The 22,989-nt window shown below is 70.4% G+C and carries 25 protein-coding genes; 18 read left to right on the top strand and 7 right to left on the bottom strand.

The window, feature by feature from the left end:
• Positions 1-24 precede the first annotated feature (24 nt).
• The 4 genes from AC0KTA_RS22105 to rsmI form a co-directional block, all read right to left on the bottom strand.
• Positions 25-1,740: a ubiquitin-like domain-containing protein gene (locus tag AC0KTA_RS22105; protein WP_481049956.1), complete on the bottom strand. Its 1,716-nt coding sequence runs from the start codon at positions 1,738-1,740 to the stop codon at positions 25-27.
• A 187-nt stretch (positions 1,741-1,927) separates the two neighbouring features.
• Positions 1,928-2,800: a TatD family hydrolase gene (locus AC0KTA_RS22100; RefSeq protein WP_481049955.1), complete on the bottom strand. Its 873-nt coding sequence runs from the start codon at positions 2,798-2,800 to the stop codon at positions 1,928-1,930.
• A 232-nt stretch (positions 2,801-3,032) separates the two neighbouring features.
• Positions 3,033-3,542 carry a hypothetical protein gene (locus AC0KTA_RS22095; RefSeq protein ID WP_481049954.1) on the bottom strand — a complete coding sequence of 170 codons (510 nt, stop codon included), beginning with the start codon at positions 3,540-3,542 and terminating at the stop codon, positions 3,033-3,035.
• Positions 3,543-3,823: 281 nt separating this feature from the next.
• Positions 3,824-4,720, bottom strand: a complete 897-nt coding sequence (gene rsmI / locus AC0KTA_RS22090) for a 16S rRNA (cytidine(1402)-2'-O)-methyltransferase (RefSeq protein WP_481049953.1) — start codon at positions 4,718-4,720, stop codon at positions 3,824-3,826.
• Between the two features lie 62 nt (positions 4,721-4,782).
• Here rsmI and AC0KTA_RS22085 point away from each other — a divergent pair, with 62 nt between their 5' ends.
• Positions 4,783-6,525 (top strand): dolichyl-phosphate-mannose--protein mannosyltransferase, encoded by a 1,743-nt coding sequence (locus AC0KTA_RS22085; RefSeq protein WP_481049952.1) that lies wholly within the window; start codon positions 4,783-4,785, stop codon positions 6,523-6,525.
• A 321-nt stretch (positions 6,526-6,846) separates the two neighbouring features.
• Positions 6,847-7,062 carry a hypothetical protein gene (locus AC0KTA_RS22080; protein WP_481049951.1) on the top strand — a complete coding sequence of 72 codons (216 nt, stop codon included), beginning with the start codon at positions 6,847-6,849 and terminating at the stop codon, positions 7,060-7,062.
• A 54-nt stretch (positions 7,063-7,116) separates the two neighbouring features.
• Here the strand turns inward: AC0KTA_RS22080 and AC0KTA_RS22075 are convergent, their stop codons facing one another.
• From AC0KTA_RS22075 to AC0KTA_RS22065, 3 genes are all read right to left on the bottom strand, one after another.
• Complete coding sequence (locus AC0KTA_RS22075; protein ID WP_481056517.1) at positions 7,117-7,566, bottom strand: NUDIX domain-containing protein; 450 nt, start codon at positions 7,564-7,566, stop codon at positions 7,117-7,119.
• 52 nt (positions 7,567-7,618) lie between these two features.
• The gene (locus tag AC0KTA_RS22070; protein WP_481049950.1) at positions 7,619-8,842 is read right to left on the bottom strand and encodes a helix-turn-helix domain-containing protein; all 1,224 of its coding nucleotides are present in this window, start codon (positions 8,840-8,842) and stop codon (positions 7,619-7,621) included.
• A gap of 233 nt (positions 8,843-9,075) precedes the next feature.
• Positions 9,076-9,444: a GntR family transcriptional regulator gene (locus tag AC0KTA_RS22065; protein WP_481049949.1), complete on the bottom strand. Its 369-nt coding sequence runs from the start codon at positions 9,442-9,444 to the stop codon at positions 9,076-9,078.
• A 405-nt stretch (positions 9,445-9,849) separates the two neighbouring features.
• On the opposite strand from AC0KTA_RS22065, the gene AC0KTA_RS22060 reads away from it, so the two are divergent.
• The 16 genes from AC0KTA_RS22060 (at position 9,850) to AC0KTA_RS21985 (ending at position 22,916) form a co-directional block, all read left to right on the top strand.
• Complete coding sequence (locus tag AC0KTA_RS22060; protein WP_481049948.1) at positions 9,850-10,302, top strand: hypothetical protein; 453 nt, start codon at positions 9,850-9,852, stop codon at positions 10,300-10,302.
• A 92-nt stretch (positions 10,303-10,394) separates the two neighbouring features.
• A complete protein-coding gene (locus AC0KTA_RS22055) occupies positions 10,395-10,664 on the top strand; it encodes a DUF6284 family protein (RefSeq protein WP_481049947.1) in 270 nt (89 codons plus the stop codon).
• Positions 10,661-11,107 carry a Pycsar system effector family protein gene (locus tag AC0KTA_RS22050; protein ID WP_481049946.1) on the top strand — a complete coding sequence of 149 codons (447 nt, stop codon included), beginning with the start codon at positions 10,661-10,663 and terminating at the stop codon, positions 11,105-11,107. The genes AC0KTA_RS22055 and AC0KTA_RS22050 overlap by 4 nt, the downstream gene beginning before the upstream one ends.
• Positions 11,104-12,213, top strand: coding sequence for a conjugal transfer protein (locus AC0KTA_RS22045; RefSeq protein WP_481049945.1), 1,110 nt, complete (start codon positions 11,104-11,106; stop codon positions 12,211-12,213). Before AC0KTA_RS22050 ends, AC0KTA_RS22045 begins: the two co-directional genes overlap by 4 nt.
• Positions 12,213-12,617, top strand: a complete 405-nt coding sequence (locus AC0KTA_RS22040) for an RRQRL motif-containing zinc-binding protein (protein WP_481049944.1) — start codon at positions 12,213-12,215, stop codon at positions 12,615-12,617. The genes AC0KTA_RS22045 and AC0KTA_RS22040 overlap by 1 nt, the downstream gene beginning before the upstream one ends.
• Positions 12,617-13,009 (top strand): ParB/RepB/Spo0J family partition protein, encoded by a 393-nt coding sequence (locus AC0KTA_RS22035; RefSeq protein ID WP_481049943.1) that lies wholly within the window; start codon positions 12,617-12,619, stop codon positions 13,007-13,009. The genes AC0KTA_RS22040 and AC0KTA_RS22035 overlap by 1 nt, the downstream gene beginning before the upstream one ends.
• Before the next feature lie 150 nt (positions 13,010-13,159).
• The gene (locus AC0KTA_RS22030) at positions 13,160-15,346 is read left to right on the top strand and encodes a cell division protein FtsK (protein WP_481049942.1); all 2,187 of its coding nucleotides are present in this window, start codon (positions 13,160-13,162) and stop codon (positions 15,344-15,346) included.
• Between the two features lie 140 nt (positions 15,347-15,486).
• Positions 15,487-15,738, top strand: coding sequence for a hypothetical protein (locus AC0KTA_RS22025; RefSeq protein WP_481049941.1), 252 nt, complete (start codon positions 15,487-15,489; stop codon positions 15,736-15,738).
• Positions 15,739-15,771: 33 nt separating this feature from the next.
• The gene (locus AC0KTA_RS22020; RefSeq protein WP_481049940.1) at positions 15,772-15,960 is read left to right on the top strand and encodes a hypothetical protein; all 189 of its coding nucleotides are present in this window, start codon (positions 15,772-15,774) and stop codon (positions 15,958-15,960) included.
• Between the two features lie 9 nt (positions 15,961-15,969).
• Entirely contained in the window at positions 15,970-16,290 is a 321-nt protein-coding gene (locus AC0KTA_RS22015) for a hypothetical protein (protein ID WP_481049939.1), read from the top strand.
• A gap of 17 nt (positions 16,291-16,307) precedes the next feature.
• Positions 16,308-16,571 (top strand): hypothetical protein, encoded by a 264-nt coding sequence (locus AC0KTA_RS22010; protein WP_481049938.1) that lies wholly within the window; start codon positions 16,308-16,310, stop codon positions 16,569-16,571.
• Between the two features lie 87 nt (positions 16,572-16,658).
• Positions 16,659-17,519, top strand: a complete 861-nt coding sequence (locus AC0KTA_RS22005) for a bifunctional DNA primase/polymerase (protein ID WP_481049937.1) — start codon at positions 16,659-16,661, stop codon at positions 17,517-17,519.
• Between the two features lie 2 nt (positions 17,520-17,521).
• Entirely contained in the window at positions 17,522-18,994 is a 1,473-nt protein-coding gene (locus tag AC0KTA_RS22000; RefSeq protein WP_481049936.1) for an ATP-binding protein, read from the top strand.
• A gap of 459 nt (positions 18,995-19,453) precedes the next feature.
• On the top strand, positions 19,454-19,696 hold the full coding sequence (locus AC0KTA_RS21995; RefSeq protein WP_481049935.1) for a helix-turn-helix domain-containing protein: 243 nt from the start codon (positions 19,454-19,456) through the stop codon (positions 19,694-19,696).
• A gap of 79 nt (positions 19,697-19,775) precedes the next feature.
• A complete protein-coding gene (locus AC0KTA_RS21990) occupies positions 19,776-21,029 on the top strand; it encodes a tyrosine-type recombinase/integrase (protein WP_481049934.1) in 1,254 nt (417 codons plus the stop codon).
• A gap of 255 nt (positions 21,030-21,284) precedes the next feature.
• Complete coding sequence (locus AC0KTA_RS21985) at positions 21,285-22,916, top strand: penicillin-binding transpeptidase domain-containing protein (RefSeq protein WP_481049933.1); 1,632 nt, start codon at positions 21,285-21,287, stop codon at positions 22,914-22,916.
• Positions 22,917-22,989: the final 73 nt, after the last annotated feature.

Here is a 22,989-nt window from a genome sequence, read left to right as displayed (position 1 = left end):
GAAGGCCCCCCACCGGGCCGGAGGTCAGAGGCGGCCGCCGCAGTGGGGCCACGGCGAAGCCCCGCGCTGGACGTACAGCTTCTTGGCGCGGAGGGTCTGTTCGTTGGCGGGGGCGTCCTGGGGGCGCCCCCGACCGCCGAGGGCCTGCCAGGTCCGGGTGTCGAACTGGTAGAGCCCGCCGTACGTACCGGAGGGATCCACGGCGTTGGCCCGCCCCCCCGACTCGCAGGCGGCAAGCGCCCCCCAGTTGAGCCCCTCGGCCCCGGCGACGGCCGTCGGCTGCACCTTCGTACCGACCTTCACGATCCGCGCCTGCGGCTCCCGCACCACCTCGCTCCGCAACCGCTTCGGCTTCTGCCGCACGCCGTTGACGGTGCGCACCGAGTACGTGATCCGCCGCGCGCCCGCGCGCCCTGCCTGCGCCACCACCTCCGTGCCGCGCGGCAGCGAGGCGTCCTCGGTCCTGCGCACCTCGTACGGAATCGGCTCCTCCCGCACCTCCTGGCGGCCGGAGATCCGCATGACGGTGACGGTCTGCCCGTCGCGCGGGAAGCTGCCGGGCGGCACGGACGTCGTGTCGGAGCCGCGCAGGGTGACCCCGGACTCCTCGACTGCCTCGCCGACGGTCGCCGCGTTCGTACGGATGGTGCGGGCCCGCCCGTCGGCCATGATCGTCACGGTGCGCTCGGTGCGGACGTCGAGGTCGAGCCCTTCGCGGGCGATGCGGCTGCCGCGCGAGGTGGAGAGGTAGGCACCCTCGGCGCGCACCCCGAGCTGGCGCAGCGCGCCGTCCACCGTGCGGGCCGTCGTCCACACCTTGCGGGGCTGCCCGTCGAGGGTGAGGCGGACGGGCCGCCCGTAGCGGACGGCGATCTCGTCGCCGCTGGCGAGGGCGGTGGTGGCGGTGGGCGCCACGAGGTCGTGCGCGCCGACGTCCACGCCCTCGTCGGCGAGGAGTTCACCCACGTCGTCGGCGAAGGTGTGCAGCGTGCGGGACCTGCCGTCGACGCTCAGCTGGACGGCCTTGTCGTTGGCGACGAAGGCGGAGGTGCCGCCGGCGAGGAAGGCGACGACGAGGGCCTGCGGCAGGAGTCGGCGCAGGCCGTCGGGCCGCCGCCCGGTGGTCCGACGGCGCCGCGCGGCGCGGCGCGCCCCGGCCCGCCCGTCGGTGCGTCCGGCTGCGCCCGCTTCGGTGCGTCCGTCAGCGCCCGCTTCGGTCCGCCCATCGGCCCGCCGCCCATCGGCACGTCCGTCGGCCCGCCCGTCGGCACCCGCCCCGCGCCCCTGCCGGGGCAGCGACGCCGCACCCCCGGACCCCGCCCCCGGCTCCCACTCCGGCAGCCGCTCCCGCTCCCTCTCCGGCTCCGCGCCCCACTCGGCCTCGGCCTCCGCGAACCCGCCCCCGCCGAACGCGTCGGGCGTGAACACCCGCGTCGGGAGCTCGTCCGCGGCGGGCCCGCCCACGCCGTACGCCTGCGTCGGCACACTGTTCCCGGCGAAGCCCTCGGTCCGGCCGTACTCGTCGAACTCGTCGGCCGCCCCGAATTCACCGGACGGGAAGACCTGCGTGGCGGGGCCGCCCCCGGGGCCTCCGGTGCTCCCGCCGTCGCCGCCGTACTCGTACCCGTACGCGGGGCCGTGCGCGTCGTAGGGCTCGTACGCGTCGTACGAACCGTGCGGCTCGCGCGGCGGCGCGTACTGCGGCTGCTGCTCATACGTCTCGTACTGCGGTTTGCTCACGACGACGCTCCAGCGACAAGTGACCACTGACAAGCCAGGCGCCGATCGGCACGTGCGGAGATCCGCACGTGCCGATCGGCTTGCAGAACCTAGCGGAGGCGCCGTCACTCTCCAAAGCAGCGTGACTACTCTGTGTCGCTGCACTGACCCAAGCTGTCAGGCCGGGGAAGGCTTCGGTCGTTATCGATCAGTAATCAAAGGCGCGGGCCGTGTTCGACGAGATCGCCGCGGCCATGGCGTCCTCGTCGATGCCGCGCACCTCGGCCATGGCGCGCAACGTGACCGGAATGAGATAGGGGGCGTTGGGCCGTCCGCGGTACGGGGCGGGTGTCAGGAAGGGCGCGTCGGTCTCGACGAGGACGAGTTCGAGGGGCGCGACGGCCAGCGCGTCGCGCAGCGGCTGGGCGTTCTTGAAGGTGACGTTGCCCGCGAAGGACATGAAGTAGCCGTGTTCCGCGCAGAGTTGGGCCATCTCGGCGTCGCCGGAGTAGCAGTGGAAGACGGTGCGCTCGGGCGCGCCCTCCTCCTTCAGGACGCGTAGCACATCTTCGTGGGCCTCCCGATCGTGGATCACCAGGGCCTTGCCGTGCCGCTTGGCGATCTCGATGTGCGCGCGGAACGAGCGCTCCTGGGCCGCCTTGCCCTCCGGGCCGGTGCGGAAGTAGTCGAGGCCGGTCTCGCCGACGCCCTTGACGTGCGGCAGCGCGGCGAGGGCGTCGATCTCGGCGAGCGCCTCGTCGAGGGCGCTCTCGCCTCCGGCGGGGCGCGCGCCCTGGCGGGACCAGCCGTCGGGGTCGCCGTGCACGATGCGTGGTGCCTCGTTGGGGTGCAGGGCCACTGTCGCGTGTACGGGGGCGTGGGTGGCCGCGGTGTCGGCCGCCCAGTGGGAGCCCGCTACGTCGCAGCCGACCTGGACGACGGTCGTCACGCCCACCGCGGCGGCCTGCGCCAGCGCCTCCTCGACTGTGCCGGACTGCATGTCGAGGTGGGTGTGGGAGTCGGCGACGTGCACCCGCAGGGGGGCGGGGAGCGGTGGGGCGGCGTTCTTGTCGGCAGGCATACGTCGATCGTACGAAGCCCTGCCGGGGGCTCCCCAATCCCGCCCCTTCCCGTAACCGGGGGCTCCGCCCCCGGACCCCCGCTCCTCAAACGCCGGAGGGGCTGAAATCACCGGCACATATCCAGCCCGTCCGGCGATTGAGGACGAGCCGCGAAGCGGCGATACGGGGGTCCAGGGGGCGGAGCCCCCTGGTTACGGGAAGGGGCGGGACTGGGGCGCACCCCGCGAGGGCTCAGCCCGCCTTGCGGTGGAACGGGTGCAGCAGGTCCGAGAGGCGCCAGTGCCAGTGGTGGGCGGGCGTGTGCTTGGCGGCGTCAGCCGCGGCGTCCGCGGTGTCCGTGCCGCCCGCGGCGTCCGCGCTCGCCGCGCCTTCGGCGCCTTCCGCGGTGTCCGGCCCCTTCGGCCCCACCGGCGGCCCCGCGATGGACTGGGTCGGGCCCGGCGCGCGCTGCTGTTGGTACAGGGACTCCAGAGCCGACCGCACGGATGACACCTGGCCCGCCCGCATGATCCGCACCACGTGCCCGCCGCAGTTCAGGCAGGTGGGCCGGGTCAGCGGGGACGGCACGTGGCGGCCGTCCGCCAGGTACATCACGAATTCCTGGCCCTTGGCGTCGATGTGGTGCTCTATCTCGTACGTCTGCTCCCAGCCGTGCCCGCAGCGCATGCAGGCGAAGGCGTAGGACTCCTCGACGACCTTGGCGGCCGTGGGGCGGTGACCGGTGTCTGCGATCTCACTCATGCCAGCTCCTCTTGTCCGCTGGACAAGCACCGCCGTCCGGGATCTTTCCGGACCCGGTCCGGCAGCGTGGGACGGGTGCGTCCCTTCACCCAGTGGACGCCTTTCCCGGAGCGAGCGCATCAGACCTGTCGAGTGTTGGACCCGATTTGGCAGTCCCATGGAAAAACAGCCTGGTGCGCGACCCACGCTTTGCTTTTCACGATAGTCCTTTGCCTGCGGATGGGCTCTTTCACGCCTCTTCGCGCGGGGCAGATGCGCGGGCGCTGCCGGCACGCTCCGGGCTACGCCCCGCCCGCCGCGTTCTTCGCGGCCACCACCGCGTCGAACACCTCCCGCTTGGGCAGCCCCACCTCGGCCGCGACCGCCGCGATGGCCTCCTTGCGCCGCTCCCCCGCCTCCTCGCGCACCCGCACCCGGCGCACCAGTTCGTCGGGCCCGAGCTCGCCGGGGTCCTTGTCCGGGGCGCCCGCGACCACGACCGTGATCTCGCCGCGCACGTCGCCGGGCGCCGCCCACTCCGCGAGCTCCTTCAGCGAACCGCGGCGGACCTCTTCGTACGTCTTCGTCAGCTCCCGGCACACCGCCGCCCTGCGCTCGTCGCCGAAGGCCTCGGCCATCGCGGCGAGGGTGTCGTCCAGGCGGCGCGGCGACTCGAAGTACACGAGCGTGCGCCGCTCCTCGGCCGCCTCGCGCAGCCGCGAGAGCCGCTCGCCCGCCTTGCGCGGCAGGAAGCCCTCGAAGCAGAAGCGGTCCACGGGCAGGCCGGAGAGCGCGAGGGCGGTCAGGACGGCGGACGGCCCGGGCACCGCCGTGACGCGGATGTCGCGCTCGACGGCGGCGGCCACCAGGCGGTAGCCGGGGTCGGACACCGACGGCATGCCCGCGTCCGTCACCAGGAGCACCCGCGCCCCGCCCGCGAGCGCCTCGACCAGCTCCGGCGTGCGCGCCGCCTCGTTGCCCTCGAAGTACGACACGACCCGGCCGCGCACCTGCACGCCGAGCGCCTGCGTGAGCCGGCGCAGCCTGCGGGTGTCCTCGGCGGCCACGACGTCGGCGCCGGCCAGTTCGGCGGCGAGCCGGGGCGGGGCGTCCGCGACGTCGCCGATGGGCGTGCCCGCGAGGACGAGGGTGCCGGGGCCCGCGGCGGGACTCAGGGGTGAATCTGCGCTTCCTGTCACGGATCCATCCTCGCAGGGGCCGGGCGCGGGACTGACACAGTCTGGTTCCCTACGATGGCGCGGTGACCAGTACCGCGTCTTCCCCGGAGACCCGCCAGGGCCGGCCAGCCGAGGAGCAGCAGCCGTCGTCGTGGCAGCACAGGCTGCGCCGCTTCGGCCACGCGGCGCAGCGCAGAGGCGATGTGCGGACGCGGCTCGACCCGCCGTACGCCCGGCCCGGTGACCGGATCTGGGCGGCGCTCGGCGTCCCCCGGCAGCTGTCCGAGCCGCTGGTGCGGTGGTCGGGCTGGCTCGGGCCGCTGGGTGTCGCGCTGGTGGCGGGGCTGCTGCGGTTCTGGAATCTCGGCAGCCCGAAGGCCGTGATATTCGACGAGACGTACTACGCCAAGGACGCCTGGGCCCTCATCCACAAGGGCTATGAACTGAGTTGGCCGGACAAGGTCAACGACGCGGTCATCGAGCAGGGCAGCGGGGTCGCGCTGCCCACGGATCCGGCGTACGTCGTCCATCCGCCGGTCGGCAAGTACGTGATCGGTGTCGGGGAGTGGCTGTTCGGCCTCGATCCGTTCGGCTGGCGGTTCATGACGGCGGTGCTCGGCACGCTGTCGGTGCTGATGCTGTGCCGGATCGGGCGGCGGCTCTTCCGCTCGACGTTCCTCGGCTGCCTGGCGGGCGCGCTGCTCGCCGTGGACGGCCTGCACTTCGTGATGAGCCGCACGGCGCTGCTCGACCAGGTCCTGATGTTCTTCGTGCTCGCGGCGTTCGGCTGCTTCCTCGTCGACCGGGACAAGGCGCGCGCGAGACTCGCGGCGGCGCTGCCGGTGGACGCCGACGGCATCGCGCGCCCCGACGCGTACGTGGCGGAGACGCTGCGCATCGGGTGGCGGCCGTGGCGCTGGGCGGCCGGGCTCTGCCTCGGCCTGGCCTTCGCCACGAAGTGGAACGGCCTCTACATCATGGTGTTCTTCTGCCTGATGACCGTGTTGTGGGACGTGGGCGCGCGGCGCGTGGCGGGGGCGCAGCGGCCGTACGCGGCGGTGTTCAGGCGGGACGTCCTGCCGGCGTTCGTGACGACGGTGCCGGTCGCGGTGGGCACGTACCTGCTGTCCTGGCTGGGCTGGATCCTGTCGCCGAGCGACGGCACCGGCGGCTACTACCGCGACTGGGCGGCGACCGCGGGCAAGGGCGGCGGCTGGACCTGGCTGCCGGACTGGCTGCGCAGCCTGTGGCACTACGAGAACAAGGTCTACGACTTCCACGTCGGCCTGTCCTCGCCGCACACCTACCAGTCCAACCCGTGGAGCTGGATCGTCGACGGCCGCCCCGTCTCGTACTTCTACGAGTCCCCGGCGCCCGGCAAGGACGGCTGTCCCGCCGACACCAAGGAGAAGTGCGCGCGCGAGGTGCTCGCGCTCGGCACGCCGCTGCTCTGGTGGGCGGCGGCGTTCGCGCTGCTCTATGTCCTGTGGCGCTGGTTCTTCCGCAGGGACTGGCGGGCGGGCGCGATCGTGTGCGGGGTCGCGGCGGGCTATCTGCCGTGGTTCATGTACCAGGAACGGACGATCTTCTACTTCTACGCCGTGGTCTTCGTGCCGTTCCTCTGTCTGGCGCTCGCGATGCTGATCGGGGCCATTCTGGGGCCGCCGGGGTCCTCGGAGCGGCGCCGGGTGGTGGGTGCCGCGGCCTCGGGTGTCCTGGTCCTGCTGATCTTCTGGAATTTCATTTATTTCTGGCCGATCTATACCGGCCAGGCGATCCCGATCGATTCCTGGCGTTCCAGAATGTGGCTCGATACCTGGGTCTAGCTGGGCGAACAAGGCTGAGGGGCGCGACTTCGGTCGCGCCCCTCTTGCCGTTGTTGGTCGTTGTCGGTCGTCCTGGGCCGCCCTCGGACGGCCCACAGACGGCCCCGCACGTCCTCATCGACGCGACCGGAACTCATAGGGAGGGCCCAGTGCGGCGGCCTCCTGAACGACGTTGGAGGAGCACGCCCGCCATCGACGAGCCGATCCGGCCCCAGATGAGCGTCTTACCAGCCAACCATCCGTGACTGAGTCGCGGCGTCACCGGGGCCTGGCTACACAGGAAAGTTGGGACGTTCCTGCCTGGGGGGAAGGGCCGATCCGGTGAGACTGACGATCAACTTGGCAGTTCTGTTCGCTGTCGTTCTCGTCGTATTGGTACGTCGAGACGTGCACGCCAGGAGCCGGGTCGACCAGACGATGACCCTGACCGTGGCGGTGGTTTTCGGGGTACTCGTGGCTCCGACTGACTTCGGTCAGGGAATCCTGGACACAGTGACCGATCTCGCGCAGAGCGTTTCGGATGCGGGCACCCCATGAGCTCGAGGTAATGGAGTAGCCCGGTGGGCATCCAGGAGCTACCTTCGGCCCTCGCTACTGCCCCGGATACTGGCCGTGCTCCAGGTAGGCCACCCGACCCTCGCTGCGAGCGATCACGGCTGCCCGGACCCGTCGCGCGAGGCGCGGAATGGTCAGGGAATCGACGTCGTCGATGCTGTGGAAGGCATACGCCTTGATCTCGGAACGCTGCAACCGGATCTGTTCCTGAAGCTGCGCGGGGAGAGCCCCGCCATCGAAGAGGTACAGCACCTTGTCGCCTTCGGCAGGGCTAGGAGCCCAATCGACGGCGAGAAGGCGACCGATCCCAGGCGTGATGCCCAGCTCTTCGCGGACCTCCCGCACGCACGCCTGAAGCGGGGATTCACCAACGTCGACGTAGCCGCCCGGGATATCCCGGTAGTCCTTGTACGTCGCCTCAAGAAGCATGACGCGGTTCTGATCATCGAAGAACAGCGCGCCCGCCGCCATGCGCGGGCGCGCCATCTTCGCTTCGTGTTCATTCTCGGTCTCGCTCACACGGCCGAGCCTAACCAGCTCACACCACGCGCAGCCGCTCGGCCAGGTCAGCCACGGGCCGGCTCGGTCGCCCACGAGTACCGCGGACCCAGCCGAGTACGAGTTCACGGCTCATGTAGTGGTGCCTGACCTGCTCCGGAGCCATCTGCTCAGCTTCGAGCACTACAGCGAGCGCTTCGTCCGTGCGGTTCCGGGCGGTGAGTGCTCGCGCTACTTCGAGATCATGCCTCACGCGCCGCTCGATGGGAAGGCCGCTCGTATCGACCTGCGGCCCAAGTTCCGAAGCGATCTGGAAGTCTCCGAGCTCGCCAGCGGTAGCCACCTTGTGGATCGCGACGTTGGTGGGCCCGAAGGCGGTCCACATGTGGTTGGCGTCCGCTCCCAGGCGTGTTGCCGCCGTCTCCGCCTCACGCAGGTAGGCATGTGCCGTCGCGCGATCCTCTGCGCGAGCGGCAGCCATCGCGCCGGTGAGGAACAAGGTCCCGTAGACGGACAGGTACGAGGGCGAAGCCGCTCCGAGTTCTGTCTCTAGGAACCCTGCCGCATCGCTCACGAGTTGGACGGCAGACTCGTACCGGCCGGTGGACAGCAGGCAGTGCGTCACGGACCGGAAGAGCGACCCAATGATGACGTTGTTACCGCTCTGCTGCGCGGCGGCAAGCCCGCGGTCCGCCGCCATCCAGGCAAGCTCGCTCTCCCCCAGCTTGCCGAGCACCATGGCCGCACCCTGGTACGTCAGAGCAAGCAGCGCGTTCGCCTCTTCTCGCTCCTCGCCCGTGTACGTACGCACCGCGAGCAGAGCGTCCGACAGGATGAGCGGCAACTGCCGCGTGGCGAAGCCGAATCGCGAGCCCTGGTAGGCATCCCAGACCTCACTCACGTCGGATCGCAGGTTCGCCAGAGTCGGTGGCTCACCATCGGTGGGCGCGCTCAGGAGTGGCGTCAACTGGCGGTAGTCCATGAGCGCTTCGCGCAGGGCGGGGACCGTCCGTCGGCCGCTCTCGTTCGACCACTCCAGCAGGGTCGGTTCGCCGATGAGGTCTCCGATGGACACGTCCAGTGCGTGAGCCAGTGCGCGGATCACTGAGAGCCGGTCCAACTGGATACGGTTGTTCTCGACCTTGCCGAGCCAGTCCGGCGTACGGACGACCAGTCCTGCCAGCACTTCCTGGGAGATTCCGCGGCGGTGGCGGTACCAAGCCACACGCTCGCCGATCGTCAGTTGCTGCGTCATTCCTCGCATGACTTCAGCGTCACCTCGGTTCGGATGAGGACCCCGGAAGGTTTTTCCGGGGTCGCTTCAGGGCCTGGCCATAGCGTCGTGGGTGTCGAGACCGAGACATCCACGGCGGCGGCAAGGAGGCACAGCTATGTCTCTGACGGCTGATGAACGGCACCAAGTGATGGTGGCTCTTGCGGAGCTCTCCGCGGAAGTGGGCGCGCTCGCTGAGAGGGCACAACGCTTAGCGGACACCTTCAGCTCTTCCCCTCCGCCCCCTCCAACCGGCGAAGGCGTTCATCGAGACGCCCCAGGCACTCACGCACCAATTCGATCTCCCTCATGATCGCGGTGAACTCTGGGCTGGGAGACGGCACTTCTCGGGCATCCGAAGCTTGGGCGCTCACGAAGTAGCCGCGCGTTGAGTCCGGGGTCACCAGGCCCCATTTCGTGAGGAGTTGGAGGGCCTTCGTCGCCGTCCCCGCGGCGACTCCGAAGCGCTCCGCGATCGCCCGCACCGACGGCAGCTTGTCGCCCGCCTTCACCTTGCCGGTCCTGATTTCCTCTCGCAGGGTCTCGGCGATCTGCTCGTTCACCCGTCGCGCGTCGTCAGCAGTTGGCGTCATGCCTCGATGCTAACCCTCTCTGACCTAGATCAAGCAGCACGAACAGCACAACCTCTTGTGCTGGTTGTATCAGCAGTGCTAGAACAATGACATGCAGGCGGGATCGCTCGGCTGGAAGGCGGCTTCGGTCGCACGCCAACGGGCCCCGCGCTGACCGTGCCTTGAGAACTCAACAGCGTGCCGACCCAGCTGCCTGTACACGGGCGGTCGATGGGTCGTGAGGGAATCCCGCCCCACCTCGCAGCAAGCGGGCGGGCGCGTACGGGTCCTGTCCCGTGCGCGGCACAGCGCATTTCGACACCTCCGCAGCGTTCGTGCGCTGCGGCCGGTTGCCTCCGCTGCTCGTCTCGTACGAGCAGCGCCGAGGGGAGCCGGACCATCTTCCTTCGACTCGTGGGAGTCCTCATGACTGCAACGCTGATCGCGGTATTCGGCACTCTGGCGGGCGCGGTCGTCGCCGGGTTCATGCAGCACCTGACCGCCATCCGCGCCGCCCGTACGGCGACGCTCGAAGAGCGCCGTACGGCGCTGGCCGACGCCATACCGGCGCTGCTGTCCGCGCTGGTCCGCCACCGTGAACAGCAGTATCTGAAAATCGTGGCCCGCCGGGAAGGCGTGGCCGACACCGCCGAGACGCGACAGGCCCGCTACGCGGCCCGTTCGGCGGTCACCAGCGCGATGGACACGCTGTTCATGACCACGCGCAACAGCGAGCTTCTGGCGGTCGCTCAGGAAGCGGTTGACGCGGCGATGGCCGTCGGCGACGTCCCGGCCGACGAGCTGGACGCGGCGGGTCTGCGGGCCCGCCAGGCGCACACCGCGCTGCGCGTGGCCGGTGCCCAGCACATCTACGCCTGACCCTTCCCCTCACCTCAACGGCGCGCGCCCCCGGAGTTGGCCCTCCGGGGGCGCTGTTCGGGCCGTTCCACCTGCTAGGGAGAACACGACCCATGAACCACATCGTCACTGTTCAGGACGCTGTTACCGCGTTCGCCGACTGGATCGAACCGACCGGCGCGGAACTGGCCGCGATCGAGCGGGAGATGCCCGTGATCCTCGCCGACGTCGACCTGCTGGACGCGCACATCGCCACGCTTGATCGCACGCCGTCCGAGCTGGACGAGCGGCGTATCCGCCGGGCCCGTCGCCGGGCGCTCGCCGCGCGGATCGCTCTCACCAACCGCACCACCGCTGTGAGCCTTCCGGGCGGTGCCGCGTGAGCGCCCCCGACCGGAACCTGATGGCCGCGCACGCTGAGGTGAAGGCGGAGATCACGCGGACGGACACCAAGACGGGCCTGTTGCTGGCGTTCGTCGGCGCGGTGTTCGCGGGCGCCTGGACGGTCGCCCGCGCCCTGCCTCTGAACCTTCCCGCCTGCGTGGCGGGAGCGCTCGGGATGGGGCTGCTGGTCGCGGCGGCGGGTCTGCTGTTGCGTTCCACGCGGCCGAACCTGCGCGGCAGGCACGGCTTCACGCTGTGGGCCACGCTCACGCCCGAGGAGATCCCCACGGCGATGTCGAACGATCTCGCTGCTGACATTGCCGGGCTGTCGCGGCTGGCGGTCGCCAAGTTCACCTGCCTGCGCCGCGCGGTCGACCTGACCTGCGCCGGTGGGGTCCTGCTCATCATCGCAACGCTGCTGACGCTGGGGGGTGCGGCATGAGCGCCCGTACGTCGCTGACCCGGGTTCAGGCCGGTGTGCTGTCGGCCGCGTTCGTGCCGATGCTGGCCACGGGCGTGTTCGGCGGGATCGGCACCTACAGCAACATCGGGCACGCCTACGGACAGGGCACCGCGCTCGGTGCGCTCGCCGCGGGCGAGGGCGCCACCGCCGTGCTCGCCCTGGTGCTGCTCGGGCTGACCATGCTCGGACAGTCCTCCCCGCGCATCGTGCGGGCTGGACTGTGGGCGCTGCCGGCCGCCGCTGCGGTCATGGGCGCCATGGCTGCGCCGGACGCAGGCCGCACGGTGATCTACGCGTTGACGCCGATGGGCATGTCTGTGTCGGCGGAGGGCATGGCGTTCCTCGCCCGGCGCATCGTCGTCCACACTGACGGCGGCGATGCGGAGCACGAGCGCCGCACCGCCGACATCGTCCAGGCCCTCGCCTACCACCGCGCCCGCGCCGCGCAGCACCCCAGCGGCCGGGTCAGGAAGCGGTCGGAGCGCACATCGTGGCGTCTGGCCCGCAAGGTCGGCATCGGGGATGCGGCACTGGGATCGAGGCTGCTCGATGTCCAGCGCGACCGGATCACCGAAGGCGCGGACGCCGCACTCGCCTCGATGTTCAACACCACCACCCCGCCCTCCACCCTGACCGAAAATGCGGAGGAATCTACCGAGACCATCAGTAATCGGTCTACGGCTGACCTGCCGGTATCGGCCCCCGAGCCGATCACCACGAACCCTGTGGCGTTGCCGCGTCCGGTGGCGGTCGGCTTCTTGAAGTCGACCCTGCCCCTCAAGCCCGTGGCCCCCGCCCCGACTCCGTCGGTTGGCCCGGGCGCTGCGGCGATCGAGGCGCGTTCGGTGGCGGCTGAGTCGGCCCGGCCGCGTCGGGCGACCGGTCGGGTTCCCGAGGTTGCCCGATCGCCGCGCCCCAAGCGCACGCGCGCCGATCTGCTTGCCGAAGCCCGTGCGGCGACGGCCGGTTGGTCGGATGAGGAGCTGACGGCCGAAGCGATCCGCAAGGCCGTGCGCACTGCGCCCGCCAAGGCCCGCATGCTGCGCGAGACGCTGCGTGCGGAGCGTGCCGGGGCGGTGGTCTGATGCCCACCGCTTATGCCGAGTGCTTCGACCCCTCCGGGGCCCGCTACGGCATCCCCACCTACCCGTGGAAGTTCGCCCCCAACGGCTTGGCCACGCGCCGTCAGCTCCGAGCGCGGGGGCTGCGTCCGGGCGGTCAGCCGATAGCGGCCCAGCTCATGCGCTGCTCGCGCGGCCGCAAGAGCGGCGTGGCGGTGGCCTACCTCTACCGCGTGGACAGGGCGCTGCCGGTGCGGCCGATGACCTCGCGCAAGTGGGGCGCGCTCGCACTGGCGATGCTCGCCCGCCGCACCTGCCCGGCCTGCGGGGTCGCCTACAGCTACTGCCTGCCGGTCTCGCTCGGCATGTGCCTGCTCTGCCACGACGCCCACACCCACACCGCCCCGACCAGTACCGGAGGCAAGTGATGAAGACGTACCAGGGACTGATGAGCACGGCGCTGCTGAACGACCAGCAGATCCGCCCCACCGAATACCGTAAGTGGCGCGACGCTCACGAGCGCTTCGCCCGCCGCCCCAAGGACCGGGCGAAGGTCGACGAGCTGAAGCAGTCGATCGCCAAGCGGGGACTGCTCAAGCCCATCCTGCTGTGCGTGCACGAGAAGTACCCGGACGTGTACGTCAGCGACGGGCACCACCGCGCCGTCGCGCTCATGGAGTTGGGCGCTGCCGCGTTCCCGTTCCACTGGCACTACATCCGGTGGGGCGTCCACATCGAGCGCGACGCGTTCCCCTACGCCCTGCTCGGCTTGGACGGTCCGGCGCAGGCCAAGCCCAAGAAGCGCTCCATCTGGCGGTGAACCGCCCGCCAGAGCTCGTCACGCACGTCGCACTGCAACAGCACACCGTCTGATCTGGCACGACTTCGCTCAGCGGGGTCCGGACGGTCGGCCTGCCATAGCGCCGTCCGGACCCCTTCCAACCCCACTCGATGAGGGAGCAGACCCATCGTGTCTGATGTCCATGTCACTGGCCCGAGCGAAGAGCCTGAGCGTCCTGACGCCGAGGTCTTCGACATCACCACCAAACGACCTGCCCTCACCCCCGCTCCGGCACCGGCTCCGGCCGCGGCTGAGGAGACTGTTCCCGCCGCGCCGCTGGCGGAGGACGACGAGGAGGAGACGCCGCGGCCGCGGCCGGTCGACTCGCCTGACCTGCCTGCGCCGGGCATCACCACCTTCAAGCGCAAGCCGATCCTGCCCAGTTGGCTCACCTCGAAGCCGGGGTTCGTCTCCACCATCCAGCGCGCGGCCGGCAACACCTTCTACGCGACCGTCTTCCACGGCATCCGCACCCCCTGGTACGCCTACCGGCTCGCGCTGTACGCCCCCCGGGGAGCGGCGCGTCTGGTGCGCGAGACCAACCGGTGGGTGTGGGATGCGGAGGCGGCTCCGCTGCGCGCCTACGAGGTGTTCAAGGAGAACACGGCCGAGTATCTGAAGCTGTCGCGCCAACGCGACCGCCGTGTTCGCCTGCGGGCGTTCATCACGACCATCGGCGTCGTCTTCGGTGCCGCGTTCGCGCTGACCATGTACGTCATGGCCCCCGGCTGGCTCGCCGTGCTCGCGTCGGCTGCGGTGCTGGTCGTCGGGTTCTGGGGTGCGCCCAAGGACCAGCCCGTCATCGGTCCCGCCGTGCTGAAGACCGAGATCCAAAAGCTGACAGGATCGATCGTGCTGCGGGCACTGGACAACATTGGCAACCCGAAGCTGACGGCCGCCATCAAGAAGGGCGGCGACATGAACGGCATGCGCTTCACCTCCGAGATCACCCGCGACGGGCCCGGCTACCGCGCCGACCTGGACCTCCCCTGGGGTGTGACCCCGGAGGACATCATGGAGGCCCGCAAACCGCTCGCCTCCGGACTGCGGCGCAAGGTCGGCTGCGTGTGGCCCTCCGCCGACCCGAGCGAGCATGAGGGACGGCTGATCCTGTGGGTGGGCGACAAGCCCATGAACGAGACCACCAAGCCCGCCTGGCCACTGCTGAAGTCCGGCAGCGTCGACCTGTTCCAGCCCGTCGTGTTCGGCAACGACCAGCGCATGGGCGACGTGTCGGTGACCTTGATGTTCGCCTCCGTGGTCGTCGGCTCCATCCCGCGCATGGGCAAGACGTTCCTGATGCGCCTGTTCCTGCTCATCGCAGCCCTGGACCCGCGGGCCGAGGTGCACGCCTTCGACTTCAAGGGCACCGGCGACTTCGGCGCCCTGGAACCGGTCTGCCACCGCTACCGCGCAGGCGACGAAGACGAAGACATCCTCTACGTCCTGGAATCGCTGCGGGAGCTTCGCACCGAGCTGCGCAGGCGGGCGAAGGTCATCAAGTCCCTGCCGCGCTCGCGCTGCCCGGAGTCGAAGGTCACCCCGGAACTGGCGAACGACAAGTCGCTCGGGCTGCACCCGATCGTCGCCGGGTTCGATGAGTGCCAAGTCCCCTTCGAGCACGAGAAGTACGGTGCGGAGATCGAGGAAATCGCCACCGACCTGGGCAAGCGCGGTCCGGCCCTGGGGATGACGATGCTGTTCGGTACGCAGCGGCCGGACGCGAAGTCGCTGCCCACGGGCATCAGCGCGAATGCGGTGCTGCGGTTCTGCCTGAAGGTCATGGGTCAGCCCGCCAACGACATGGTGCTGGGCACCTCGATGTACAGGGCTGGATACCGGGCCACGATGTTCTCCCGCACCGACCGCGGCATCTGCTGGATGGCCGGTGAGGGCGATGACCCGCGCATCGTCGCCTCGGCGTTCGTCGACGCGGTCGGCGCCGAGAAGGTCGTTGCCCGTGCCCGCCAGATGCGCGAGGAGTACGGCAACGTCACCGGCCACGCCATCGGCCAACAGCCCGAGAGCGGTGAGGCTGCCTTCGATCTGCTGGCTGACATCCTCAAGGTCGTTGCGGCAGATGAGGACAAGGTGTGGAACGAGAAGGTCGCCGCGCGCCTGGCCAGCCTGCGCCCGGAGGTCTACGGCGGCTGGAGGGCCGAGACGGTCACCTCCAACCTCAAGCCGCACGGCATCAGCGCGCAGGACGTATGGGGCAGCACCGACAAGGGCAAGGGCACCACCCGACGCGGCATTGCCCGCGCCGACATCACCCAAGCCATCACCCTGCGTGACTCCAAACGGTCCGGAGGCTGACGCGCACCGCTGCTAGACCTAGCAGCCGCCGCTGCTAGGTCTAGCAGCCCCTCTAGCACCTCAAACCGGCATCCATCTGCGATCTCGCACCTAGCAGACCACCTGCGACAACGCCGGAAACCCCGCCTGGAAGGCATCCCATGACCCTCACCCTCCTTGCTAGCGCCTGCCTACTCGCCATCACTCTCGGTTACGCGCTGCGGTGCGCGGGCAGCCCGTTCGGCGACTGCCGCAAGTGCCGCGGCATGGGCCACGACATCAAGCACGACCGCAAGGGCCGCGCCAAGCGCGGCAAGGACTGCCGCCGCTGCCACGCCACCGGCAAGCGCATCCGCATCGGCCGCCACCTCTACAACCTGTGGGCCCGCACCTACCGCGACGGCACCCGCTGACCCCAACCCCGCTGCCCCGAAAGGAGTTCCGACGTGGCCGTGACCATCTCCCTGGTCCTGCTCATCGGCGTAGTCCTCGCGCTGCTCGTGTACTACCGCAAGGTCGCCGTCGTCGGCGCCGCCATCGCCGCGCTCTTCGGGTTCCTGCTCGCCTCCACCGACGCCGGGCCCGACATCAGCGACTCGATTCAGTCCGTGGCCGACACCATCTCCGACCGGTAGGAGACGCCCATGCGCCACCGCGAACCGCCCCCGGCCACCCCGGGGATCCTCGCCCCGCACATCCCCGCCGACACCTACCGACGCGCGCAGGAGACCGGCCAGCCGATCATCCTCGTGCAGCCCATGCCCGCGCCCCCGCGCCGCACGGCCCGCATCTACTTCATCGGCGTCGCCGTCGTCACCGCGGGCGGCATCGGCGGCATGGGCCTGGTGGTCGCCTTCCTCGCACTGCTGGACGTCGCCACCCACACCGCCGCCGCCATCGGCGCCGCCGCAGGACCCATCGGCATCGGTGGCATCAGCATCAGGCTCCTCAACTCCAAGCGCTGACAGGAGGACCCGCACTCATGATCCGACTTCGCCTCAAGGTTGTCGGCTGCCCCCGCCGGGCGCTGGCCTTGACCGACACACCACGCCCCGACTGCCCTGATTGCCAGGGCGCGGGCGGCATCACCTACGACTACGGCCACCCCGAGACCGGCGAGTACGAGGGCACCGGCTACGAGTTCTGCCCCTGCTGGACGGCATGGTGCCTGCCCCTGTTGCCCCTGCCGCGCCGGACGCTGCGCACCCCGCCGCCCGGTGGCTACAGCGACGAACCGCCCTTCTAGCTACGCCAAGGGCGGCCCTCCATTCCGCCAAGAACCGGGGCCGCCCTTGTCCACCTGCCCACAACAGAGCTGTGGAGGTCTCCCAGCATGACGCAACCGACCGACATTCGGGGAGAGCACCTGCGTGCTGCTCTCGCCCTGGCAGCCTCTGGCGTGCCCGTGCTGCCGTTGCGGGCCGGGAAGGTGCCGTTCGGCAACTGCCGCCGCTGCACCGACAACACGTGCGGTGGACGGCCGAACATGAAGAGTCCGGGCCCCTGCACCTGCCCCGGCCCCTGCCACGGGTGGGCCGCCGCGACCACCAACCCGGACGTCATCAACTCCAGTGTCTGGCGCCGCGCATGGACGCGGGCGGGCGCGGTCGCCTACCACCCGGGCGGGGCCGGGCTCACGGTGGTGGACCTGGACAACGCCGACGCGATCACGTGGGCCCGCGAGAACCTGCCCGCCACACAGACCGTGCCCACCACCCGTGGCGAGCACTGGATCTACCTCGGGCCGATGCCCTCCGCCAACGCGGTCCGGCCCGGCGTGGACATCAAGTCCACGATGGCCTACGCCCGCTGGCTCGGCCCCGGTACCGGCCCCCTGACCGCGCTGCCGGATGTCGTGCGCACGCTGGCCGTGAAGAAGCCCGCCACGGTCCGGCCCGCGCCGCAGGCCATCGCCGTGCCCGCACCGGCCGGGGGCGGGGCATGCCGCCACCGCACGCCCGCCTACCTTGACCGCGGCATCGCCATGGCCGAGCAGCGCATCACCGAGGCGCGCAGCGCGGTGCACGCCACCGTGTACCGCACGTTCCTCGCCGTGCTGTCCACGCACGGCCGGTGCGGCTGCCTCACCGACGCCCACGTCGGACGGCTGTTCACCGCCGCGCAGGCCAGGGGCGAATCCCTGCGGCACTGCACCGACGCGTGGACCAACGCCCGGACCAGGTTGGGGTTGTGACCATGCCGGATGATGAGAAGAACCCTGCCCGCGAGGTCATCACCGACTACGCGCAGGAGCACTTCCGGTACTTCCGCACCGCGGATGGGACCGTGTACGCGCAGAAGAACGGCCACCCCGTGGCCCGCCCGATCCGCTCCCAGGGCACCACAGGCAGCCACCGCCAGGAACTCATGGTCGGCCTGTACAGGGACGGCCGCGGCGTGTTCAACGGCACCGCCCTCAAGGAAGCGCTGGACTTGATCGAAGCACTCGCCCTGTACGAGGACACACAGGCCGTCCACATCCGCGTCGCCCCCGGCTTCGACGGAGCCACCTGGCTGGACCTGGGCCGCAACGACGGACAGTCGGTGCGCATCAACCCCACCGGCTGGGACATCGCCATTCCCGACCCGCGCGAGGTGTGCTGGCGGCGCACCCAGCTCACCGGGGAACTGCCCCTGCCGGCCAAGGACACCAACGGCAAGGGCATCGACCTTCTTCTGAGGCTGTGCAACTTCGCCAACGCGGAAACCGAGTGCCTGGCCATCGCCTGGCTGATCGGCTGCCTCGGGCCGTCCGTGCCCGTCCCCGCCCCCTTCCTCACCGGGCCGCAGGGCGCGGGCAAGTCCACCGGGGGCCGCATGCTCGTGCGCATCATCGAGGGCATGAGCGGGGACCTGCGCCGCGCGCCCAAGGACGAGGAGAACCTGATCGCTGCGGTCGCGGCCGGATGGGTCACCGCCCTGGACAACCTCTCCCACATGACCCCGGACCTGTCCGATGCCATGTGCTGCATCGTCACCGGCGCCGAGAGCGTCAAGCGCGCCCTGTTCACCGACGGGGACGTCTTCCGCGCCTGCTACCGCCGCCCCCTGCTCCTGACAGGCATCGACGTCGGCGTCATCCGGCCCGACCTCGCCGAACGGCTCCTGCCGCTGCGCCTGGAACGGCCCGGCGTCCGGCGCACCGAGGCAGAGTTGTGGGCGGAGTACGCAGAGGTGCTGCCCGTCGTTCTCGGGTCTCTCCTGGACCTCACGGTCAAGGTCCGTGCAGCCGAGGCGGAGACTCCCACCGATCTGCGGATGGCGGACTTCGCGCACCTGTGCGCGCAGCTCGACGCGGCCACCGGCCTCGGAGCACTCAGCGCCTACCGGACCTGCCTGGACGACCTCAACGACGACGTCATCGAGGGCGACCTCCTCGCGCAGACCGCCCTCAAGCACGCCGACACCATGGTGCCGGGCGCAGGGGAGCGGATGACGTCCACCGAGTGGCTGCACTGCCTCAGCGTTCTCTACAGCGGTGACGAACTGCGTCCCCTGCCCAAGGGGTGGCCGACCACGGGAAAGGTCCTCTCCGACCGCCTCAAGCGCCTCCAGCCCACGCTTGCCGCCCGGGGAGTCCTCATCGACTCCGGCCGCACCAGAGAGGGCCGCTACATCGAAATGACCCGCTCGCCCGCCACGACCCTGCACGAACAACAGGCGTTCTGACCGGCATCGCCGCCGAACAGCAACGGCAAGAAGAGCACCCCGGGTGCGCCGTGCTCCTCTTGCAGTTCGGCGGCGAAGCCGCCCTGCGATGACGCGCCGCGAAGCGGCTCCTTCTTCACGTCCTAAGCAGCACCGCACCACCACAGACACCCCCCTTCCTTTTCCTAAGTGGGGAACGCTGCGTCACCTGCGTCATGGGCGCCCGGAAAACGCCCGGCGACCTGCGCATACGGCCGTGACGCAGACGGCCGACCTCTGCGTCACGCCGCGTCACCTGCGTCACCCGTGACGGACAGCCTGCGTCACCGGTGACGCACCCCCGAGCCTCTGCGTCACCCGAAACCCACAGGTCAGAGACGAGCATGACGCAGGTGACGCGGTGACGCAGAAATCCGCACTTCGGACACGCGCGCCCCGAGAAGCCTCCGAACGCAACATGACTCGACTTCCGAGGACCCCATGAGCCGAACCCGTTCCGCTCAACCCGACCCCCGCGCCACCCTCCGCGGCGGACTGCCCGACCGGTACCTCACCCCCGACGACATCGCCGACATGTTCGAGGTGCCCAAGGAGACCGTCTACCAGTGGCGCAAGAAGCGCACCGGCCCGCCTGGCTTCCGCGTCGGCAAGCACATCCGCTACGACCCCGCCGACGTCCAGAGCTGGAAACAGGAGCGCATGGCGGCCGACGCCGCCGCATAACCGAACACACCTCAGCACGGCAGGGAGAGCCGCCCCGCGCGGCTCTCCCTGCCGTGCTTCGTGAAGGGAACGCCTCCTCGTGGCAGGCCACATCCAAGACCGCTGGTACAAGACCGAGACCGACACCAACGGCAAGCCCCGCAAGGTCAAGTCCGACCGTCACGGCAGCGGTCTGCGCTACCGCGCCCGCTACGTCGGTCCCGACGGCTCGGAGAAGTCCAAGAGCTTCCGCGACGGACAGAAGCGCCTCGCGGAGCGGTGGTTGAGCAACATCGAGGCCGACATGTCGCGCGGCCAGTACATCGACCCCAGGACAGCACGCACCACCTTCCAGCAGTACGCCGAGAAGTGGGTCAACGCCCACACGGGCGAGGTCAACAGCCGCGAAGCTGCGGAGCGTCGGCTGAGGCTGCACGCATACCCGCACATCGGCACGCGTCCCATCGGGTCTTTCAAGCCCGAGCACATCCGGGACTGGATCAGCGCGCTTGAAGGCACCGTGCCGGCCGAGTCGAGCCGCCGCGTCATCGTCGGCACGGTGTCGGCGGCGCTGCATGCAGCCGTGGAGGACGGGCTCCTGCCGAAGAACCCATGCCGTGCCCGCACCGTCCGCCTGCCAAAGCCCGCCAAGCCGCGCGTCGTACCGTGGACAGCCGCTCGGGTCCTTGACGTGCGGTCGGCGCTGCCCAAGCGGTTCCAGGCCACCGTGGACCCTGGAGCGGGATGCGGTCTGCGCCAAGGGGAGATCTTCGGACTGTCGGAGGACGAACTCGACTACGACGACGGGTGGGTGCACGTCACGCACCAGCTCAAGCGCATTCGTGGGAAGTACGTGTTCGCGCCGCCCAAGGGCGGCAAGGAACGCAGCACGCCGCTCCCGAGGACAGTGGGCCGTGCTCTGCGCGCCCACTCGGAGCAGTTCCCGCCCATCACGGTCACGCTGCCGTGGCGCACGCCTGACGGGCCCCTCGTGACCAAGCGGCTGCTGTACAGCGGGAACGAGGGGCTGCACGTCCGCGTGAGCTACTTCAACGACTTCATGTGGAAACCCGCCCTCGCCGTCGCTGGCGTCATCCCAGAGCCTGAGGAGGGCGAGCGGTACGCGGCGGCGCGCGAGGACGGCATGCACGCGCTCAGGCACTTCTACGCGTCCGTCCTCCTGGACGCTGGCGAGAACATCCGTGCGCTGAGCCAGTACCTCGGACACTCCGACCCTGGATTCACGCTCAGGACGTACACGCACCTGATGCCGAGCAGCGAGGGGAGGACCCGGAAAGCGGTCGACAACGCGCTGCTTGTTCCCAAGATCACGGCCCAGAGGCGGCCCAGATAGGGGGCAGCAGCCCGCGTCGCAGGGTTCCCGGGCAGGTCGGGGCCGCAATGGCCCCGATCGCTCGGAATATCATTTATTTCTGGCCGATCTATACCGGCCAGGCGATCCCGATCGATTCCTGGCGTTCCAGAATGTGGCTCGATACCTGGGTCTGAACGCGATAAACGGACACCTTCGGATAACAGCCGACCCGTCCGGCCCTTTGCTCCCACGGGCGCCCATAAGGTTGTGGCATTCCTGGGGAGGGAGCGCTTGATGCGCAAGGGAGCGAAAGCCGCTCTTGTCGGCGGGGTGTTCGCCGTCATGATGGGGGGCGCCGGATATGGCGCGTACAACGTCGTCGACGCGGTGAACGGTGACGGCGGTTCGTCGTCCGGCTCCGCGGCACGCAAGAGCGGTCCGCCGTCGCGGGACGAAGTCCGGGAGACGGCGCGGGAGTTCCTCGCGGCGTGGGCGAAGGGCGACGCGGACGGCGCGGCGGCGTACACCGACAACGCGGCGGCCGCCGCCGAGGCCCTGACCGGGTACCGCGAGGACGCGCACATCAGAAAGGTCGAGCTGACGCAGGGGCGGATCAGCGGGACGCGGGTGCCGTTCACGGTGCGCGCGACGGTCGCGTACGAGGGGAAGAGCAAGCCGCTGCGGTACGCCTCCGCCTTCGAGGTCGTACGCGGCGCCACCACCGGGCGGGCCCTGGTCGACTGGCGGGCGTCCGTGGTGCACCCCGGGCTGCGGCGCGGCGACAGCCTGGAGACGGGCGAGGCGGCGGCCCCGCCGATCGAGGCCGTCGACCGGCACGGCACCGTCCTGACCGGCAAGAAGTACCCGTCGCTCGCGCCCGTCCTGGACCAGCTCCGCTCGAAGTACGGCGAGCAGGCGGGCGGGAAGCCGGGCATCGAGCTGTACGTGCGGCGTGCCGACGAGGCGGCGGGCTCGAAGACCTTGCTGACGCTCACGAAGGGGCGGCCCGGGAAGCTGCCGACGACGCTGAGCGCGGCGGCGCAGCGGGCCGCGGAGGACGCGGTGGCCCGGCACCCCGAGTCGTCGGTGGTCGCGGTCAGGCCGAGCAGCGGCGAGGTGCTCGCGGTCGCCAACCACCGCGCGGACGGGTTCAACGCGGCCTTCGAGGGCAAGCTGGCGCCCGGCTCGACGATGAAGATCGTGACGGCGGCCATGCTCATCGACAACGGCGTCACGAAGGCGTCCGGGCCCGCGCCCTGCACCCCGGAGGCGACCTGGCAGAGCCAGACCTTCCACAACCTGAAGGGCATGGCGCCGAACGAGGGCGCCACGCTCGCGGACAGCTTCGCGCGCTCCTGCAACACGGCGTTCGTGAAGCTGGTCGACGAGGAGCCGCTCACGGACGCGTCGCTGACCGAGGAGGCGGAGACCAACTTCGGTCTGGGCCGGGACAATTGGCGGACCGGCATCACGTCGTCGGACGGCTCGGTGCCCGCCTCCGGCGGACCCGACCGCGCCGCCAACGCCATCGGCCAGGGTCAGGTGCAGCTCAACCCGCTGACCCTGGCGTCGGTGACGGCGACGGCCATGACGGGCGACTTCCGCCAGCCCGTCCTCGTACCGAAGAAGCTCATCGACGGCCAACTGGCCACCGCGCGCGGCCTGTCGCCGGACACGGTCGCCCAACTGCGGCAGATGATGCGGCGCACGGCGATCGCGGGGACGGGCGCGAAAGCCATGGCGGGGCTCGGCGGCGACATCGGGGCGAAGACGGGATCGGCGGAGGTCGACGGCCAGAAGAGGCCCAACAGCTGGTTCGCGGGCTACCGCGGGGACACGGCGGTGGCCGCGATGGCGCAGGAGGGCGGGCACGGCGGCGACACCGCCGGGCCGATCGTGGCGGCGGTGCTGCGCGCGGGCGGATGAAGCGCGGGTGAAGGGCGGGTACTGCATCTTCCCGGGGGACGACCCCCGGACCCCCAGCCGGAAATGCAGGTCG

This window comes from Streptomyces sp. Y309 (genome assembly GCF_056712025.1).
This window is presented reverse-complemented; position numbering and strand designations above follow the sequence as displayed.